Genomic DNA, 15,987 nt, shown 5'->3' on the forward strand with positions numbered 1-15,987 from the left:
TGCTAACCTCGGCCGCAATCCATGCCGAGGGGAAGCATGATGCATCCGGACCTTGCCGAGCCGTCCTTATGTCCGCCAGCAGCATGGCGCCAGGGGCGGTACCTGCTGCTGGGAGCCGCCCTGTTGTTGCTGGCCGGCTGCGCCAGCGGCCCCAGCAAGCCGCAGCCCACCTACAAGGATTCCCGCTCCTCGCTGGCTGATCTTCCGGCGCGCGCCCCGGGCAACCCGGGCACGGCCAACGACGTGCTGTTCCGCGCCATCGCCCTGGTCGGCACGCCTTATCGCTGGGGCGGCAATACCCCTGATGGCGGCTTCGACTGCAGCGGACTGGTCGACTACATCTACCGCAACGCGGCCGGCCTGATGCTGCCGCACAGCTCGCGCGAAATGTCCCAGCTGAGCGGCGCGCAGGTGCGCCAGATGAACGACCTGATCAGCGGCGACCTGGTGTTCTTTGCCGGCAGCGGCGGCATCAGCCATGTCGGCGTATACGTGGGCAAGGGGCGCTTCGTGCACGCACCCAACAGCGGCGGTACCGTCCGGCTCGACGATATCGACGGCCCCTACTGGCGCGACCACTTCGCCTTCGGCAAACGCCTGCTCGACTGAGATCCAGAGGCCAGGCCTATCGTCGCCATCGAAACATTGAATTGTACGCAATTGAATTTTGCACATAGGATGGCTCCCATGAAACGGCAACCGACCCCCGCTGACCTGCTGCTGGACCAGCAACTGTGCTTCGCGCTGTACGCGGCATCCCGCTCGGTCACCGGCCTGTACCGGCCGCTGCTGGAGCCACTGGGGCTGACCTACCCGCAATACCTGGTGATGCTGGTGCTGTGGGAACGGGATGGCCTCAGCGTCCGCGAGCTGGGCCAGCGCCTGCAGCTGGATTCGGGAACGCTCACGCCGCTGCTCAAGCGCCTGCAGGCGGCGGGTCTGGTTGACCGCCAACGACGTAGCAAAGACGAGCGTGAGGTTGAAATCCGTCTTACCGGAGCCGGCCTCGCCCTGCGCGAGCAGGCCACCGACGTACCGGCATGCCTGGCCCAACGCCTGAACCTGTCGATGGACCGGCTGCAAGACCTGCGTGACCAACTGAAGCAATTTACCCGGCAACTCCAACACACCCCCACCGAGGATTGACCCATGAGCAGCACCAAGATTCTTTACACCGCCACCGCCACCGTCATCGGCGGCCGCGAAGGCCACGCCAAGAGCAGCGATGGCGTACTCGACCTGCAGCTGGTCGTACCGAAGGAACTGGGCGGCCCGGGCGGCGCCGGCAGCAATCCGGAACAACTGTTTGCCGCCGGCTATGCGGCCTGCTTCGAGGGCGCGATGCGCTTCGTCGCCCGCCAGAAGAGCATTGCCCTGAAGGACGCCTCGGTGACCGCACATGTCGGCATCGGCCCGCGTGAACCGACCGGCTTCGGCATCGCCGTGAAGCTGGATGTGAGCCTGCCGGGCCTGGACCGCGCCGTGGCGCAGGAACTGGTGGACGTGGCCCATCGCGACATCTGCCCGTATTCGCATGCGACGCGCGGCAATGTGGATGTGACGATTACGCTCGTGTAAGCGTGCTTCACATGGCGGGAATGACGACGGCACCGTGAGGTGCCGTTGTTGTTTGCGTGTGGCGATGGGCGGGCGATGTTCGGATAGGGGTAGGCGCCGTGGGTGTGGCGCGGGCGACGCCAGCACAAGGCATCGTTGGTTGTGGGCTCGTCATTCCAGCGAATGCAGGAACCCAGTGACTTGGCTGTCTGGTTGTCGCGGTGGCGCGATCGGGCCAAGTCGTGTGGCCTTTTCTTCGGCTCGTTCGCAGGCGCAGTCGCCAGCTTGCCGCTTGCGCAGCGGGCGTTTCGACCTCCTGCCGGAGGCCGAGTCACTTTTCTCTTGCTGGCCCAAGAGAAAAGTAACCCAAAGAGAATGGCCTCAAGAGCTCGCGGCCCAGCGTTGGATACAGGCCGGAACGGTCTCAGGGTCTCGACGCGGGACACCTCCGCCTCTACATAGCCGCTTCACTGCAATGCGCCTCAGCGGAGAGGACTTAAAGCCGAGCGCTGCGCGTTTTTGCTCCCTCTCCCATCCGGGGAGAGGGTTGGGGTGAGGGGCGGGTGCTCGCGGAAGCGCTGCTGGCTCGCGCCTTGGTTCTTCGGGGTCCCCGTATGACGCGGCGGGCGGGTGGAGGAAAGCCCGCAGGGTGGCTCGCATGGATGCGAGCCAGTTTGTCGTCAGGGCAGGAAGCCCTGTCGACAAACCCCGTAACCCGCCCGCGCACCTGGAGGGCCAAAGGCCCGGAAGGCGCGGCATCCGGGGGGCCATTTCTTTTGGTTACTTTTCTTTGGGCAAGCAAAGAAAAGTGACCCGGCCTCCGGCAGGAGGACGGAAGCCCGCCGTCCCACGGGGACTCCCTTCGGTCGCAGGCGAGCCCGGTCGCGGTATCGCGACACCCGGCGAACAAAGTCACTGGACGACCAGCCTTCAGCTGTTGAGAGGCGCCTCCTGCTTTCGCAGGCATAACGAGCCAAAACAAAAAAGCCGCCCCCTGAGGAGCGGCTTTTTGCAGACCAAGAACCTTGCCCCTCCCTGCGAAGGAGAGCAACGAGGAACCCTTAGTGCGCCTCTGCACCCGGCGGATGCGCATGACCATGCGCAATCTCTTCCTCGGTGCCTTCGCGTACTTCATTGATGGTCACATCGAAGTTCAGCGTCTTGCCGGCCATCGGGTGGTTCAGATCCACGTCGACCGTGGTCATGCCCACCTTCTGCACCACCACCACGCGGTGGCCGCCTTCCTTCAGCGCCAGCACCGTGGTCATGCCCGGCTTGAGCTTGCCGCCCTGCTGGAAGTACTTCTTGGGCACGCGCTGGGTCATGCCCGGCTGGCGCTCGCCATAGCCTTCGGCCGGGGCGACTTCGACCTGCAGGCTTGCGCCGGCCTCGTGGTCTTCCAGTGCCTTTTCCAGGCCGGGGATCAGCTGGCCGTGGCCAAGCAACACCCACAGCGGCTCGTTGCGATCGAGGGAGCTCTCGACCTTTTCACCGTCCACCGTCAGCGTGTAGTGGAGCGAGATGACCTTGTCCTTGCCAGCCTTCATTGCATGTCTCGTGATGGATCAAAACGGGGATTCTACCAGTCCCCCCGCCTAGCCGTCCGCCCGGCGGGCGCCCTGGCCGAAACGCACGCCATGCGCCTCCGGCCCCAGCCAGGCCAGCAGGGCCAGCAGCACGGCCACCACGGCGATCCACAGCGACATGGCGAACGCCAGGTCGCCGCCGTGCCGCTGCGCCAGCCAGAGCTGGGCGTTGGCCGTGACGGCGGCCAGCAGGTTGCCGGTTTGATAGGCGAAGCCGGGCAAGGTGCCGCGCACCTCGTCCGGCGAAAGCTCGTTCAGGTGGGTCGGGACGACGCCCCAGGCGCCCTGCACCATCACCTGGATGAGGAAGGCGCCCAGGGCCAGCAGCAGCAGGGAACCGCCGTGGGTCCACAGCGGAATCACCGGTATGGCCAGCAGCGCGGCCAGCGTGATGGCGCGGCGCCGACCGATGCGCTCGGACAGCGCGCCGAAAAACAGCCCGCCCACCAGCGCGCCCAGATTGAGCATGGCCACCAGCATGAAGGCCGCCCCGGAGCCGGTCGGCAAATGCAGGCCCACTTCTTCGAACGTGTGGTACAGATCCTGCGAGCCATGGCTGAACATGTTGAACGCCATCATCAGCAGCATCAGGTAGATGGCGAGCTTCCAGTGGCCCTGCATGGCCTCGAACAGGCCGCGCTTCGCGCGCGCCTCGCGACCCTGCTGCCATACCTCCGACTCCGGCACCGAGCGGCGGATGTAAAGCACCAGCAGCGCCGGCGCCGCGCCGACCACGAACAGGCCGCGCCAGCCGATGTGATCGATCAGCAGCCAGTTCGCCAGCGCGCCCAGGAAGAAGCCGCAGGGGTAACCGCTCTGCAGCAGCCCCGACACGACGCCGCGCGCCTTCGGCGGGATCGACTCCATCGCCAGCGAGGCGCCGATGCCCCACTCGCCGCCCATCGCCACGCCGAACAGGAAACGCAGCACCAGCAACATGGTCAGCGAAGTGGAAAACGCGGTGGCGAGCTCGAACAGCGAAAACAGGATCACGTCCAGCATGAGGATCGGGCGCCTGCCGTAGCGGTCGGCCAGGCGCCCGAACAGCAGCGCACCCAGCGGCCGCGCCGCCAGCGTGAGGAACAGGCCGAAGGTCACCTGCGCCTTGTCGACGTGGAACTCCTGCGCCACGCCGACGATCACAAAGGTGAGCAGGAAATAATCGAAGGCGTCGAGCGTCCAGCCCAGGAAACTGGCCAGCACGGTATGGCGCTGGGTGGTGCTGAGCTCCCGCAGGGGCGCGAACGGCGACATGTGCAACTCCATCACAGTGGTCGTGTCCGCCGGCGCGGCACGCTGGGTGCCAAGCGAACCATCATGCTCGCGGCGAAGCAAGAGCAAGCGTCGGCGTGGATGGTTCCGTGCCGGCCGACGTACTAGGCTTCACCCTGAACAGTCATGGAGTCGGCTGACATGATGCCCATGGACATCACCGCGCGCGATCGCATTGCCGAGTCTTACGACCACTGGCTGCAGCGTCGCTACGCCAGGGCCAAGCTCGCCACCGATCCCGCTTACGCCGCCACGGCCGAGCTGATCGCGGACAAGCCGATGCCGCTGCTCGACATCGGCTGCGGCATTGGCCTACTGGGGCAGTACCTGCACGCGCGCGGCATCGTCACGCAGTACCTCGGCCTTGACTCCGACCCGCGCAAGATCGAGGCGGGCACGCGCGCATTGCACCAGGCCGGCCTGCAGCCGGCGCTGCAATTACGCCAGGCCGACGGCACGACGGCGCATGGCGTGCACGGGCATGTCGTTTTGCTCGACGTGCTGCACTACCTGCCGGCGGCGGGCCAGCGCGCCATGCTGGAGAACGCCGTCGCACACCTCGCGCCGGGCGGCCTGCTGATCGTGCGCAATGTGCTGCGCGAATCCAGCTGGCGCTACTACGTCACGCGCGGGTCGGAGTTTTTCCTGCGCATCAGTGGCTGGATGAAGGTGGGCGCGCAGCACTACCCCAGCGCGGACGAATTGCGGGCGCCACTGGAAGCGGCGGGGCTCCAGGTAAGCCTGCGATCCCTGCACGGCAGGACGCCGTTCGACTGCTATCTGCTGGTGGCGCACCGCCCGTTCTGAACGGCTGGAACGCCTGTTCAGGGCCGACGGGCGCGGCGGCCACAATTGCGCTATACTGCACGGCACGGTGTATCGCCGTCCCTCCCTCATTGAATACTGCAACGCGGTTCTAAGAACGCTCCGGGTTGCTCAGGAGCTTCCATGTCTTTCGAATCGCTGGGCCTTGCGCCCGCGTTGTTGCGCGCGCTTGCCGATCAGGGCTACGCCAATCCCACCCCCATCCAGGCAGCGGCCATTCCGGTCGTGCTTGAAGGCGGCGACCTGCTCGCTGCCGCGCAGACCGGCACTGGCAAGACGGCCGCCTTCGCGCTGCCGCTGCTGCAACACCTTTCCAACGCCGGCGCCACGCAGACGCGTCGCCCGCGTGCCCTGGTGCTGACCCCGACCCGCGAGCTGGCTGCCCAGGTGCATGACAACCTGCGCGACTACAGCAAGCACATGCGCGTCAGCAGCACCACCATCTTCGGTGGCGTCAGCATGGGTCCGCAGATGCAGGCGCTGCGTCGCGGCGTCGATGTCGTCATCGCCACGCCGGGCCGCCTGATCGACCACATGCAGCAGCGTTCGCTCGACCTGTCCGGGGTCGAAATCCTGGTGCTGGACGAAGCCGACCGCATGCTCGACATGGGCTTCCTGCCGGCGCTCAAGCGCATCCTGGCCGCGTTGCCGCGCCAGCGCCAGACGCTGCTGTTCTCGGCCACCTTCGCGCCGCCGATCAAGGCGCTGGCGATGCAGTTCATGCACCAGCCGCGCGAAGTGTCGGTGGCACCGCCCAATACGGTGGCCACCACCGTTACGCATCACGTGCATCCGGTCGATGCCGCCAAGAAGCGCGACCTGCTGCTGCACCTGCTGTCGCAGGACAGCCGTCGCCAGACGCTGGTGTTCAGCCGCACCAAGCACGGCGCCGACAAGCTCGTGAAGTCGCTGGAAATGGCCGGCCTGCGCGCCGCCGCCATCCACGGCAACAAGAGCCAGAATGCGCGTACGCGTGCACTCAGCGACTTCAAGACCAACCGCACCACGGTGCTGGTGGCCACCGATATCGCCGCACGCGGCATCGACATCGACCAGCTGCCGATCGTGATCAACTTCGACCTGCCGATGGTGGCCGAGGACTACGTGCACCGCATCGGCCGCACCGGCCGCGCCGGCGCCGACGGCATGGCCGTGTCGCTGGTGAGCCATGAGGAAGCCGGCCTGCTGCGCGACATCCGCAAGCTGCTCAAGCAGGACATCGCCATCAGCGACGTGCCCGGCTTCGAGCCGTCGCATCCGCTGCGTACCGATGCCGCCGCACCGCGCCCGGTGCAGGGCCAGAGCCAGCGCCAGGCACGCCCGCCGCAGCGCCAGGGCAAGCCGTCGCATCGTCCGCACGGCCATGGCTATGGCCAGTCGCAGGGTGGCGATCGCCCGGTCGAAGGCAACCGCAATCGTCAGCGCAGCCGTCGCCCGGCGGCAAAGGCCTGACCCCCGACTCCCCCGCCCTGCCGGGCGGGGGAGTCAGTCCGCGCGTATGCGCGAGGTGAGGACGTGGTCCTCCCACACGCCTGCGATCTGCAGGTAGCGCCGGGCATAGCCCTCGCGCTCGAAGCCAAGCCGTTCCAGCAGGCGCGCACTGCGCTCGTTGCGCGGCATGTAGTTGGCCATCACGCGATGCAGGTCCATTTCGCCGAATGCCCAGGGCAGCGTGGCGCCGAGTGCCTCCTGCATGAGCCCGCGTCCCTGCCATGGCGCCGCGATGCTGTAGCCGAGGTGGCAGGCCTGGAAGGCGCCGCGCACGACATTGGCAAAGGTCAGCGAGGCGATGATCTCGGTTTCGGCCAGGTCGAACACGAAGAACGGATAGGCACGATCGAGGCGCACGGCCTCGCGCGCTTCGGCCAGCGTCTGCACGCAATGCGAAAGGGTGTAGTACGCCGCTTCGCGCAGGGGTTCCCACGGCGCCAGGTGATCGCGGTTCTGCACGCGATAGCGCAGCAGGCGTGACGCGTCGGACGCATCGCCCAGGCGGATGCGGCTGCGTTCGGTGGTGATGGGATGCAGCAGGTTCACAGGCGCCCCAGTGCCCTCGCGTGATGACGCAGGTGATCATCGATGAAGCTGGCGATGAAGTAGTAACTGTGGTCGTAGCCCGGATGACGTCGAAGCAGCAGCGACTGCCCGCCTTCGGCACACGCCTGGTCGAACAATTCGGGTTTCAGCTGCGTCGCGAGGAAGCCATCGGCTTCGCCCTGGTCGATCAGGATGGTGCCGTCGAAGGTCCGGCGACGCACGAGCTCGCAGGCGTCGTACCCAGCCCAGGCCGAAGCCTCCTCGCCAAGGTAGCGCGGCAACGCCTTCTGGCCCCACGGCACCTGGCTCGGCGCCACGATGGGTGCGAAGGCAGACACCGAGCGGTACTTCCCCGGATGGCGCAGCGCGATGGTCAGCGCGCCGTGTCCGCCCATCGAATGCCCGGTGATGCCGCTGCGCTCCCCGTCCACCGGAAACTCCCGCGCGATCAGCGCCGGCAATTCGCTCGCGACATAGCTGTGCATGCGGAAGCGCGACGACCACGGCGCCTGCGTGGCATCGACGTAGAAGCCGGCGCCCTCGCCGAATTCCCAGTCACCCCTGGCACCCTCGATCGCGGTGTCGCGCGGACTCGTATCGGGCATCACCAGGATCAGGCCCAGTTCGGCGGCCAGCCGCTGCGCGCCGGCCTTGATGGTGGCGGTCTCCTCGGTGCAGGTGAGGCCGGCGAGGAAATACAGCACCGGACACTCTTCGTGCGCGGCCTGGGGCGGCTGGAACAGCGCGAAGCGCATCGGCCCGCCGCAGCTTTCCGAATGATGGCGATAGAAGCCCTGCACGCCATCGTGGCAGCGCTGCTCGGAGATGGTTTCGATCCCTGCCATGGTGAGTCTCCCTATGGTCGCCGCGTGGCGAAGGCTCAAGTCCGGGGTGCGAACAGGCTCAGCGTTCCTGGTCGGTGGGCCGCATCAGCACTTCGTTGATGTTGACGTGCGCCGGGCGCGACACGCAGAACACGACGGCATCGGCGACGTCGCCGGGCTGCAGCTGGCGCATGCCTTCGGCCCACGCATTGATGGCGGCCTGTACTTCGGCGTGGCCGATGTGCTCGCGCAACTCCGTCTCCACCACGCCCGGCTCGATCACGCTGACGCGGATGTTGTGCTGGTACACCTCGCGCCGCAAGGCCTCGCTGAAGCCCACCACGCCGAATTTGCTGGCGGAGTAGCCGGCCGAATTCGGATTGGCGATGCGACCCGCCGTCGACGCAATATTCACGATGTGACCGTCGCGTCGCGCGCGCATGCCGGGAAGTGCCGCCTGCGTCGAGGCGATCAGGCCGAGCACGTTCAGCTCCAGCATGTGGCGCCACCGGCCCAGGTCCGCCTCGGCCACCGGCTCGAGGTACATCACGCCGGCGTTGTTCACCAGGATGTCGAGGCGGCCGTAGCGCGCTTCCGTCTCGGCCACGATGCGCTGCGCTTCGCTTTCCGAGGCCAGGTCGGCCACCAGCAGCAGTGGTTCGGCCCCGAGCGCCTCCAGTCGCGCCGCAAGCGCTTCCAGCCGCTCGCGCCGCCGCGCCGCCACGGCCACGCGCGCGCCTGCCTCGGCCAGCGCCAACGCGGTGGCCTCGCCAATGCCGGATGAGGCACCGGTGACCAGCGCAACGCGACCGTCGAGACGTCGGGACATGGGAATTCCTCGGTGAATGGGCTAGCCGGGTGGAAGAAAAGGCCTGCCGCGACGCAGCAGCCTGTTACAATAGCGTCATTCTCCCGCATGCCGCCGTGCATGCCATGTCGAGGTTCCCCCATGTCCTCCCCGTCTTCCGATTCCCAGCCGGCAGCCGCCGGTTTCGCTGCGCTTGGTCTTCAGCCGGAGGTGCAGCGTGCGCTTTCCGACGTCGGCTATGAATCGCCCTCGCCCATCCAGGCCGCCACCATTCCGCCGCTGCTGGCAGGTCGCGATGTGCTCGGCCAGGCGCAGACCGGCACCGGCAAGACCGCGGCGTTCGCGCTGCCGATCCTCTCGCGCATCGAGCTGAAGCCCGGCAAGCCGCAGGCGCTGGTGCTCGCGCCCACGCGCGAATTGGCCATCCAGGTGGCTGAAGCGTTCCAGCGCTATGCCGCGCATCTTCCCGGCCTGCAGGTGCTGCCGATCTACGGCGGCCAGAGCTATGGGCCGCAGCTGCACTCGCTCAAGCGCGGCGTGCAGATCGTGGTGGGCACGCCCGGCCGCGTGATCGACCATCTCGAGCGCGGCACGCTGGACCTGTCCGAGCTGAAGTTCCTCGTGCTCGATGAAGCCGACGAAATGCTGCGCATGGGCTTCATCGACGACGTGGAAAAGGTGCTTCAGGCCACGCCGCCGGAACGCCAGGTGGCCCTGTTCTCCGCCACCATGCCCGCGCCGATCCGCAAGATCGCTCAGCACCACCTGAAGGATCCGGTGGAAGTGACGATCAAGTCGTCCACCACCACGGCCGCTAACATCCGCCAGCGCTACTGGTTTGTCAGCGGCATGCACAAGCTCGACGCGATGACCCGCATTCTCGAGGCCGAGCCGTTCGACGCGATGATCATCTTCGCGCGCACCAAGTCGGCCACCGAGGAACTCGCCGAGAAGCTGCAGGCACGCGGCCTTGCCGCCGCGGCGATCAACGGCGACATCGCCCAGCCGCAGCGCGAGCGCGTGATCCAGCAGCTGAAGGACAGCAAGCTCGACATCCTGGTGGCGACCGACGTGGCCGCGCGCGGCCTCGACGTGGACCGCATCAGCCACGTGATGAACTACGACATTCCGTACGACACCGAAAGCTACGTGCACCGCATCGGCCGTACCGGCCGCGCGGGCCGCAGCGGCGAGGCGATCCTGTTCGTGACGCCGCGTGAAAAGGGCATGTTGCGCGCGATCGAACGCGCCACGCGCCAGCCCATCGAGGAGATGAAGCTACCGACCGTGGAAGCGGTGAACGACGTGCGCATCGCCCGCTTCAAGCAGCGCATCAGCGACACCCTGGCGGTCGGCGAGCTGGGGCTGTTCCAGCAACTGATCGAGCAGTACGAGCAGGAACACAACATCCCGGCCATCGAGATCGCCGCCGCGCTGGCGCGCATCTCCCAGGGCGACCAGCCGCTGCTGCTGACGCCGCCGCCGAAGCGCGAATTCACCCCGCGCGAGCACGCCCCCCGCGAACACGCCGACACCCGGCACGCGGCACGCGAAAACAGGCCGCGCGACCGCGACAGCGCGCCGCGCGAGTTCGGCACGCGCCCGGTGCGTCCGCATCACACCGAGGAAGGCAAGCGCACCTATCGCGTGGAAGTGGGCCATGAGCACGGCGTGAAGCCGGGCAACATCATCGGCGCCATCGCCAACGAAGCTGGCCTAGAAAGCGGCTTCATCGGTCGCCTGAGCATCCGCGGCGAATACAGCCTGATCGACCTGCCCGACGGCATGCCCAAGGAAGTGTTCGAACACCTCAAGAAAGTGTGGGTGAGCCAGCAGCAGTTGCGCATCAAGGAATGGGACGGCGACGACAGCGGCGCCAGCGAGGCCCCGTCGCACAAACCGGGCGGTTATCGCCCTGGCGGCTTCAAGAAGCCGCACGGCGGCAAGCCGCGTCCGCACGCCCATGGCGGCGGCAAGCCGCCGCGTCGGGCGAAGTAGGCCCGGTACCCCTGCCCCGCCATGCCGGCCCGTGCCGGCACGGCGGGAGACCCCGTGATCGTTCGACTGGGGTGACGCTGCGTTCACCGCACGCGCGCTGCATTTTTTCGCCAGGCGCCTACCCTAGGGTGGTCCCCCCGAGGTAACCGCCATGGCCCCGCTACCCAGCCTGTATGTCTCCCACGGATCCCCGATGACCGCGATCCAGCCGCGCCAGGTCGGCGTGCGGCTGGCCGAACTGGCCAGGACCCTGCCGCGTCCGCGGGCCATCGTGATCGCCACGGCGCACTGGCTGGCGCGCCAGCCGCACGTCGGCGGCGCCGCACGTCCGGAAACGATCCATGACTTCCATGGATTTCCGCGCCAACTGTTCGAGATCCGGTATCCGGCGCGCGGCGAGCCCGCCCTGGCCGCGCGCGTGACCGAGTTGCTCGACCAGGCCGGCCTGCCCACCACGCTCGACCCCACCCAGGGACTGGACCACGGTGCCTGGGTGCCGCTGCGACTGCTGTATCCGGACGCCGACATCCCGGTGGTGCCGATGTCGATCCAGCCGCAACTGGGCCCTGCCCATCAATACGCCGTGGGTCGCGCACTGGCGCCGCTGCGCGACGAGGGCGTGCTGGTGATCGGCTCGGGCAGCATCACGCACAACCTGCACGACTTTCGCGCCGGCTACAGCGAGGAGCGCGAGGCGCCCTACGTACGCCCATTCATCGAGTGGATCGAGCGCAAGCTCGGCGAGGGTGATGTCGAGGCGCTGCTCGACTATCGCCGCCAGGCGCCGTTCGCCGAACGCGCCCATCCCACCGACGAACACCTGCTGCCGCTGTTCGTGGCACTGGGCGCGGCGGGCCGGCGGGCGCACGCCACGCGCATCGACGCCGGCATCGAGCATGGCCTGCTGGCGATGGACATCTATCGCTTCGATGGCGCCGTCACTGCACGATGATGGTGCCGACCATCATCGGGTGGATCGAGCAGTAGTAGGCATAAGTACCTGGCTTGGAGAACGTCACGGCATAGGTGTCGCTGGTGTCCAGCGCGGGCGACGTGGCGAACTGCTTGCCCGCGCTGGTGATCACGTGAGGTTCGTCGTCGCGATTCGTCCAGGTGACCCGCGTGCCTACGGGCACGGTCATGGTATTCGGCGCGAAGGCGAAGTTGCGTATCTCGACCTGCGACGTCGCCGCCTTGGCAGCCATGCACGGCGCCACAACGCAGCAGCACAGGCCGAGCAGCAGGCCTGCCACCGCGTGCCTCGAGGCCTTCATGACAACACCTCGTCGGTGAGCGCGAGCGCCTGGCTGCCGCGCACATGCCGCACTTCGCGAATGCCCAGGTAACCGTGCAGCGCCTCCGGCGGAACGTCCTTCATGGGCCCGGGCGCCGGACCGACGCCGGGCGCCGGCTGCGGATAGGCGGTGGAACGCGCGGTGTAGAACGTGATGTTGCCCTCCACTTTCTGCTGGATCTGGTGGATGTGGCCGTTGAGCACGCTCACGGAACCAAACCGGCGCAGGTAAGACATGGCTTCGGCACTGTCGTCGGTACCCCAGCCCCACGGCGGATAGAGCGGCCACAGCGGCATGTGCGCAAAGACCACCAGCGGTGTTTCGGCGGACCGGCCCGCCAGGTCCTTCTTCAGCCACGCGAGCTGGTCGGCACCGAGCGAACCGAGGCCACCGGCCTTGAGGTCCAGTACGTTGATCAGGCCGACGAAATGCACGCCGCGGTGATCGAAGCTGTACCAGCCGCCCGGCTGCTGCCGCTCGCCATGGCGGCGGAAGAATTCGGCGCCGTTGTCGCCGATGACATCGTGCTCGCCCGGCACGTAGAACACTTTCCCCATGCGCTCCTCGCTCATCACGCCGGCCAGCGTGTCGAACTCCTCCGGCTTCGACAGATGGGTGAGGTCGCCGGTGTGCAGGACGAATTCCGGCGCCCGCGCCTGCGCGCGGATCATGGCGAGCGACTCGCGTAGCGTGGCGGTTACGTCCATGTTCGGTGCCTTGTGGAAGCCGATGTGCGAGTCGCTGATCTGCACGAAGCTGAAGCTGGCATCCGCGGCTGCGCCGGCGGTGCCCGCCGAGAGTGGTTGCGCGCGCAACACGCCGCCATGCATCAGCCATAGGGTTCCGGCCCCGGCCCAGGCCATGCACTTGAGGAAATCGCGGCGACCGCGGTCTTCGTTGTCTGTCGTGCCCTGCATGATCATCCACTCCCGGCAATAGGACGCCCAACGCGCCAACTGGCAATCAGGCCGGCATGCACCGTGCCCTCACCGAGCAATACCCGCCGCACGGCACTTCTATTCCGCGCTGCTGCCGGCTTTGCCCCCGAGGGCGCGCGCTTGGAATAAAGTGGCGCCACGGGAGGTATTCCCTGATATGCCCGTCGATACGCTTGCCAGCACGCCAGGCCCGGTTCCGGCACGGAGCGCCCGCTTCGAGTCGCTGGTACTGCCGTACCTCGATGCGGCCTACAACCTTGCCCGCTGGCTGGCCCGCGACGATGCCGACGCGCAGGACGTCGTGCAGGAGTCGATGCTGCGCGCCCTGCGCTACTTCGAAAGCTTCCATGGCGGCGATGCGCGGGTGTGGCTGCTCGCCATCGTGCGCAACACGTTCTACACGCTGCGTGCGAAGGCACCCCAGGACAGCGTGCCTGCCGACCGGGAAGAGGAAGCCCACCCGCTGGTCGACGAAGGCCCCTCGCCGGAAACGCTGACCTTGCTCGCGGTGGACATTGAAGCCCTGCAAGGCGCGCTGGCGCGCCTGCCGCCGCCATGGCGCGAAGTGATCGTGCTGCGCGAACTCGAGGAGTGTTCGTACAAGGAGATCGCCGTGATCACCGGACAGAAGATCGGCACCGTCATGTCCCGGCTCGCCCGTGCCCGTGAGCACCTGAGGACCGATTTGAGTGGCCACACCAGGGAGGTACGTCGCCATGATGTGCGATGACGCCAGGCTCTTGCTGCACGCCTACCTCGACGATGAGCTCGACGCCGCCCACAGCGCGTCGGTGGCGCGTCACATGCAGGAATGCGCGGCATGCACGGCGCGTTATGCCGCGTACGCCACGTTGCACAAGGCACTCGCGCAGCCGGCGCTATACCGCCGCGCGCCAGACGCACTGCGCCAACGCTGGCAGCCCGCCCGGGTCGCCAGCGTTGCCACCGCATCGCCACGCCAGCCCCGCCGCGCGAGGATGGCGCTGGCCGCAGCGGCGGGCTTCGCGGGCGCGCTGCTGCTGACCAGCCCGGGCTGGTTCCCGGCCTGGCGGCAACCCGGCGGCAACGACCCGGTCGTGGCCGAGGCGATCTCGGGCCATCTGCGCTCGCTGCAGGAGCAGCACCTGATGGACGTGGTGTCGACCGACCAGCACACGGTCAAGCCATGGTTCGAAGGCAAGCTCGACTTCTCGCCGCAGGTCAGGGACCTCTCCGGCGAAGGCTTCCCGTTGATCGGCGGGCGGCTGGACGCCCTCGAAGGGCACACCGTTGCGGCGCTCGTGTACAAGCGTCGGCTGCATGTGATCAACCTGTACCAGTGGCCGGCGGAGTCCGCCAGGGCCGCGCAGGAAGTCCAGCAGCAACACGGCTACACCATCATTCGCTGGAGCGCCGATGGCATGAACTATGTCGCCGTCTCCGACGTCAACCAGGGTGACCTGCGCCAGTTCGCGCTCGCCTTCCAGAATCAGCCGGCCACGCCCGGCGCACGCTGAGCCCGCGGGCGGATCAGGCTGCGCCGGGCGCCGGCGCTGTCCAGCTTGCCGGCGTCAGCGGCGACAGCCCGTGCGCGATGCGGGCCTTGTCGCATTGCGGGCTCTGGGCGCCGAACTCCCACGATGGCTCGACTTCGCGGCACACCGACGGGCGCCGCTCGTAGATGCCGCAATGGGCGGCCTCGCCCACCGTGCCCACCAGGGCCACGCAACGCGGGCGGGACGCCTGCGTGCCGCGCATGACCAGGCGATGCGGGTCGAGTTTTTCGGTCAGCTCCGGCGGTACCACGCCGCCCATGGACGCATCGGCTTCGGACCAATGGAACGCCACGCGAAAATGCGCGCAGCAGGCGCCGCACGTCAGGCAGGGATGAGGCATCAAGCTCGCTCAATGCGCACCCCAAGGCGCGCAGCAGGGGAATTCTAGAACGGCGGCGACTCAGGCGCAGCGATATCCGTGCCCGCTCAGGGGGTGCCGGCGAAGGTATTGCAGCTGGCCACGTCGCCACCGTCGAAGCCGGCGCGGAACCATTTCACGCGCTGCTCGGACGTGCCGTGGGTGAACGAGTCGGGCACCACCCGCCCCTGCGCCTGCTGCTGCAAGGCGTCGTCGCCGATCTTGCTGGCCGCATTGAGCGCCGATTCGATGTCACCCGGCTGCAGCCATTGCAGTCGCTGCTGGCTGTGGTTGGCCCACACGCCGGCGAAGCAGTCCGCCTGCAGTTCCTGCCGCACGGAAAGGCCTTCGGCGCCCTCCATCCGCGCACCACGGCGACGGGCCTGCTCCACCTGGTCGAACACGCCGATCAGCTTTTGCACGTGATGACCGACTTCATGCGCGATCACATAGGCGCGCGCGAAATCGCCGGAGGCGTGGAAGCGGTTCTGCAGCTCCTGGAAAAACGCCACGTCGAGGTAAACCTTCTGGTCGCCCGGGCAGTAGAACGGACCCACCGCGGTCGAGGCCATGCCGCAGGCAGTATTCACGCCGCCGCTGAACAGGTCGAGCTTGGGGTCGACGTACTGCTGGCCATGCGAGGCGAAGATGTCGCCCCAGGTCTTTTCGGTGGAGCCGAGGATCGCGCTGACGAAGTCCTTGGTCTGCGGATCGACCTGCGCGGGCTCGCCGGTGGGCGCCGCCGCCTGCCCGCCATTGTCCACCTGGCTCAACAGTGCGGTCGGGTCCTTGAAGAACACCAGCCCGAGGATCGCCAGGATGATGATGCCGCCGATGCCCATGCCCCTGCCGCCGCCGAAGCGCGGACCGCCGCCTCCGCTGTCGACCTCGACGTTTTCGCTGCGCTCGCCTTTCTGCCAGTCCATGAGTCGACCCTCGATCGCATGCCGCACG

General features: G+C 67.5%; 18 protein-coding genes. 9 read left to right on the top strand and 9 right to left on the bottom strand.

Annotation, left to right across the window (positions count from 1 at the left end; translation table 11 throughout):
* The first annotated feature begins 39 nt into the window (after positions 1 to 39).
* The 3 genes from ACXU4B_RS07365 (at position 40) to ACXU4B_RS07375 (ending at position 1,578) form a co-directional block, all read left to right on the top strand.
* Positions 40 to 609 carry a C40 family peptidase gene (locus ACXU4B_RS07365; protein ID WP_131410432.1) on the top strand — a complete coding sequence of 190 codons (570 nt, stop codon included), beginning with the start codon at positions 40 to 42 and terminating at the stop codon, positions 607 to 609.
* 78 nt (positions 610 to 687) lie between these two features.
* Positions 688 to 1,146: a MarR family winged helix-turn-helix transcriptional regulator gene (locus ACXU4B_RS07370; RefSeq protein ID WP_131409144.1), complete on the top strand. Its 459-nt coding sequence runs from the start codon at positions 688 to 690 to the stop codon at positions 1,144 to 1,146.
* 3 nt (positions 1,147 to 1,149) lie between these two features.
* On the top strand, positions 1,150 to 1,578 hold the full coding sequence (locus tag ACXU4B_RS07375; protein ID WP_131409146.1) for an organic hydroperoxide resistance protein: 429 nt from the start codon (positions 1,150 to 1,152) through the stop codon (positions 1,576 to 1,578).
* A 1,040-nt stretch (positions 1,579 to 2,618) separates the two neighbouring features.
* Here the strand turns inward: ACXU4B_RS07375 and ACXU4B_RS07380 are convergent.
* Both ACXU4B_RS07380 and ACXU4B_RS07385 read right to left on the bottom strand, forming a co-directional pair.
* On the bottom strand, positions 2,619 to 3,104 hold the full coding sequence (locus ACXU4B_RS07380) for an FKBP-type peptidyl-prolyl cis-trans isomerase (protein ID WP_131409148.1): 486 nt from the start codon (positions 3,102 to 3,104) through the stop codon (positions 2,619 to 2,621).
* Between the two features lie 48 nt (positions 3,105 to 3,152).
* A complete protein-coding gene (locus ACXU4B_RS07385; RefSeq protein ID WP_131409150.1) occupies positions 3,153 to 4,397 on the bottom strand; it encodes an MFS transporter in 1,245 nt (414 codons plus the stop codon).
* 159 nt (positions 4,398 to 4,556) lie between these two features.
* On the opposite strand from ACXU4B_RS07385, the gene ACXU4B_RS07390 reads away from it, so the two are divergent.
* Together ACXU4B_RS07390 and ACXU4B_RS07395 are read left to right on the top strand one after the other, a co-directional pair.
* Entirely contained in the window at positions 4,557 to 5,222 is a 666-nt protein-coding gene (locus ACXU4B_RS07390) for a class I SAM-dependent DNA methyltransferase (protein WP_240734032.1), read from the top strand.
* A 141-nt stretch (positions 5,223 to 5,363) separates the two neighbouring features.
* The gene (locus tag ACXU4B_RS07395) at positions 5,364 to 6,692 is read left to right on the top strand and encodes a DEAD/DEAH box helicase (protein ID WP_131409152.1); all 1,329 of its coding nucleotides are present in this window, start codon (positions 5,364 to 5,366) and stop codon (positions 6,690 to 6,692) included.
* Between the two features lie 33 nt (positions 6,693 to 6,725).
* Here the strand turns inward: ACXU4B_RS07395 and rimJ are convergent, their stop codons facing one another.
* The 3 genes from rimJ to ACXU4B_RS07410 are packed head-to-tail and all read right to left on the bottom strand — an operon-like array spanning position 6,726 to position 8,930.
* Positions 6,726 to 7,277: a ribosomal protein S5-alanine N-acetyltransferase gene (gene rimJ, locus ACXU4B_RS07400; protein ID WP_131409154.1), complete on the bottom strand. Its 552-nt coding sequence runs from the start codon at positions 7,275 to 7,277 to the stop codon at positions 6,726 to 6,728.
* Positions 7,274 to 8,122, bottom strand: coding sequence for an S-formylglutathione hydrolase (gene fghA, locus ACXU4B_RS07405; protein WP_131409156.1), 849 nt, complete (start codon positions 8,120 to 8,122; stop codon positions 7,274 to 7,276). The genes rimJ and fghA overlap by 4 nt, the downstream gene beginning before the upstream one ends.
* A 58-nt stretch (positions 8,123 to 8,180) precedes the next feature.
* Positions 8,181 to 8,930, bottom strand: a complete 750-nt coding sequence (locus ACXU4B_RS07410) for an SDR family NAD(P)-dependent oxidoreductase (RefSeq protein ID WP_131409158.1) — start codon at positions 8,928 to 8,930, stop codon at positions 8,181 to 8,183.
* Between the two features lie 120 nt (positions 8,931 to 9,050).
* Between ACXU4B_RS07410 and ACXU4B_RS07415 the strand changes: the two genes are divergently transcribed.
* Both ACXU4B_RS07415 and ACXU4B_RS07420 read left to right on the top strand, forming a co-directional pair.
* A complete protein-coding gene (locus ACXU4B_RS07415; RefSeq protein WP_131409160.1) occupies positions 9,051 to 10,907 on the top strand; it encodes a DEAD/DEAH box helicase in 1,857 nt (618 codons plus the stop codon).
* A 151-nt stretch (positions 10,908 to 11,058) separates the two neighbouring features.
* On the top strand, positions 11,059 to 11,859 hold the full coding sequence (locus ACXU4B_RS07420) for a dioxygenase family protein (protein WP_131409161.1): 801 nt from the start codon (positions 11,059 to 11,061) through the stop codon (positions 11,857 to 11,859).
* On the opposite strand, the gene ACXU4B_RS07425 is transcribed toward ACXU4B_RS07420, so the two are convergent.
* Positions 11,846 to 12,181: a cupredoxin domain-containing protein gene (locus tag ACXU4B_RS07425; protein WP_131409163.1), complete on the bottom strand. Its 336-nt coding sequence runs from the start codon at positions 12,179 to 12,181 to the stop codon at positions 11,846 to 11,848. The two genes, ACXU4B_RS07420 and ACXU4B_RS07425, sit on opposite strands and share 14 nt — an antisense overlap.
* Complete coding sequence (locus ACXU4B_RS07430; RefSeq protein ID WP_131409165.1) at positions 12,178 to 13,119, bottom strand: metallophosphoesterase family protein; 942 nt, start codon at positions 13,117 to 13,119, stop codon at positions 12,178 to 12,180. Before ACXU4B_RS07430 ends, ACXU4B_RS07425 begins: the two co-directional genes overlap by 4 nt.
* Before the next feature lie 178 nt (positions 13,120 to 13,297).
* Between ACXU4B_RS07430 and ACXU4B_RS07435 the strand changes: the two genes are divergently transcribed.
* Positions 13,298 to 13,870, top strand: a complete 573-nt coding sequence (locus ACXU4B_RS07435) for a sigma-70 family RNA polymerase sigma factor (RefSeq protein ID WP_131409167.1) — start codon at positions 13,298 to 13,300, stop codon at positions 13,868 to 13,870.
* Entirely contained in the window at positions 13,857 to 14,636 is a 780-nt protein-coding gene (locus ACXU4B_RS07440) for an anti-sigma factor family protein (protein WP_131409169.1), read from the top strand. The genes ACXU4B_RS07435 and ACXU4B_RS07440 overlap by 14 nt, the downstream gene beginning before the upstream one ends.
* A gap of 13 nt (positions 14,637 to 14,649) precedes the next feature.
* Here the strand turns inward: ACXU4B_RS07440 and ACXU4B_RS07445 are convergent, their stop codons facing one another.
* Positions 14,650 to 15,015, bottom strand: a complete 366-nt coding sequence (locus ACXU4B_RS07445) for a YkgJ family cysteine cluster protein (RefSeq protein ID WP_131409171.1) — start codon at positions 15,013 to 15,015, stop codon at positions 14,650 to 14,652.
* Positions 15,016 to 15,101: 86 nt separating this feature from the next.
* The gene (gene ypfJ / locus ACXU4B_RS07450; protein ID WP_131409173.1) at positions 15,102 to 15,959 is read right to left on the bottom strand and encodes a KPN_02809 family neutral zinc metallopeptidase; all 858 of its coding nucleotides are present in this window, start codon (positions 15,957 to 15,959) and stop codon (positions 15,102 to 15,104) included.
* Positions 15,960 to 15,987 lie beyond the last annotated feature (28 nt).

It is taken from the genome of Dyella soli (assembly GCF_054482295.1).

Coding starts and splice junctions, on each gene's coding strand:
- ACXU4B_RS07365 (WP_131410432.1), top strand. CDS start 40: ATGCATCCGGACCTTGCCGAGCCGTCCTTATGTCCGCCAGCAGCATGG.
- ACXU4B_RS07370 (WP_131409144.1), top strand. CDS start 688: ATGAAACGGCAACCGACCCCCGCTGACCTGCTGCTGGACCAGCAACTG.
- ACXU4B_RS07375 (WP_131409146.1), top strand. CDS start 1,150: ATGAGCAGCACCAAGATTCTTTACACCGCCACCGCCACCGTCATCGGC.
- ACXU4B_RS07380 (WP_131409148.1), bottom strand. CDS start 3,104: ATGAAGGCTGGCAAGGACAAGGTCATCTCGCTCCACTACACGCTGACG.
- ACXU4B_RS07385 (WP_131409150.1), bottom strand. CDS start 4,397: ATGTCGCCGTTCGCGCCCCTGCGGGAGCTCAGCACCACCCAGCGCCAT.
- ACXU4B_RS07390 (WP_240734032.1), top strand. CDS start 4,557: ATGATGCCCATGGACATCACCGCGCGCGATCGCATTGCCGAGTCTTAC.
- ACXU4B_RS07395 (WP_131409152.1), top strand. CDS start 5,364: ATGTCTTTCGAATCGCTGGGCCTTGCGCCCGCGTTGTTGCGCGCGCTT.
- fghA (WP_131409156.1), bottom strand. CDS start 8,122: ATGGCAGGGATCGAAACCATCTCCGAGCAGCGCTGCCACGATGGCGTG.
- ACXU4B_RS07410 (WP_131409158.1), bottom strand. CDS start 8,930: ATGTCCCGACGTCTCGACGGTCGCGTTGCGCTGGTCACCGGTGCCTCA.
- ACXU4B_RS07415 (WP_131409160.1), top strand. CDS start 9,051: ATGTCCTCCCCGTCTTCCGATTCCCAGCCGGCAGCCGCCGGTTTCGCT.
- ACXU4B_RS07420 (WP_131409161.1), top strand. CDS start 11,059: ATGGCCCCGCTACCCAGCCTGTATGTCTCCCACGGATCCCCGATGACC.
- ACXU4B_RS07425 (WP_131409163.1), bottom strand. CDS start 12,181: ATGAAGGCCTCGAGGCACGCGGTGGCAGGCCTGCTGCTCGGCCTGTGC.
- ACXU4B_RS07430 (WP_131409165.1), bottom strand. CDS start 13,119: ATGCAGGGCACGACAGACAACGAAGACCGCGGTCGCCGCGATTTCCTC.
- ACXU4B_RS07435 (WP_131409167.1), top strand. CDS start 13,298: ATGCCCGTCGATACGCTTGCCAGCACGCCAGGCCCGGTTCCGGCACGG.
- ACXU4B_RS07440 (WP_131409169.1), top strand. CDS start 13,857: ATGATGTGCGATGACGCCAGGCTCTTGCTGCACGCCTACCTCGACGAT.
- ACXU4B_RS07445 (WP_131409171.1), bottom strand. CDS start 15,015: ATGCCTCATCCCTGCCTGACGTGCGGCGCCTGCTGCGCGCATTTTCGC.
- ypfJ (WP_131409173.1), bottom strand. CDS start 15,959: ATGGACTGGCAGAAAGGCGAGCGCAGCGAAAACGTCGAGGTCGACAGC.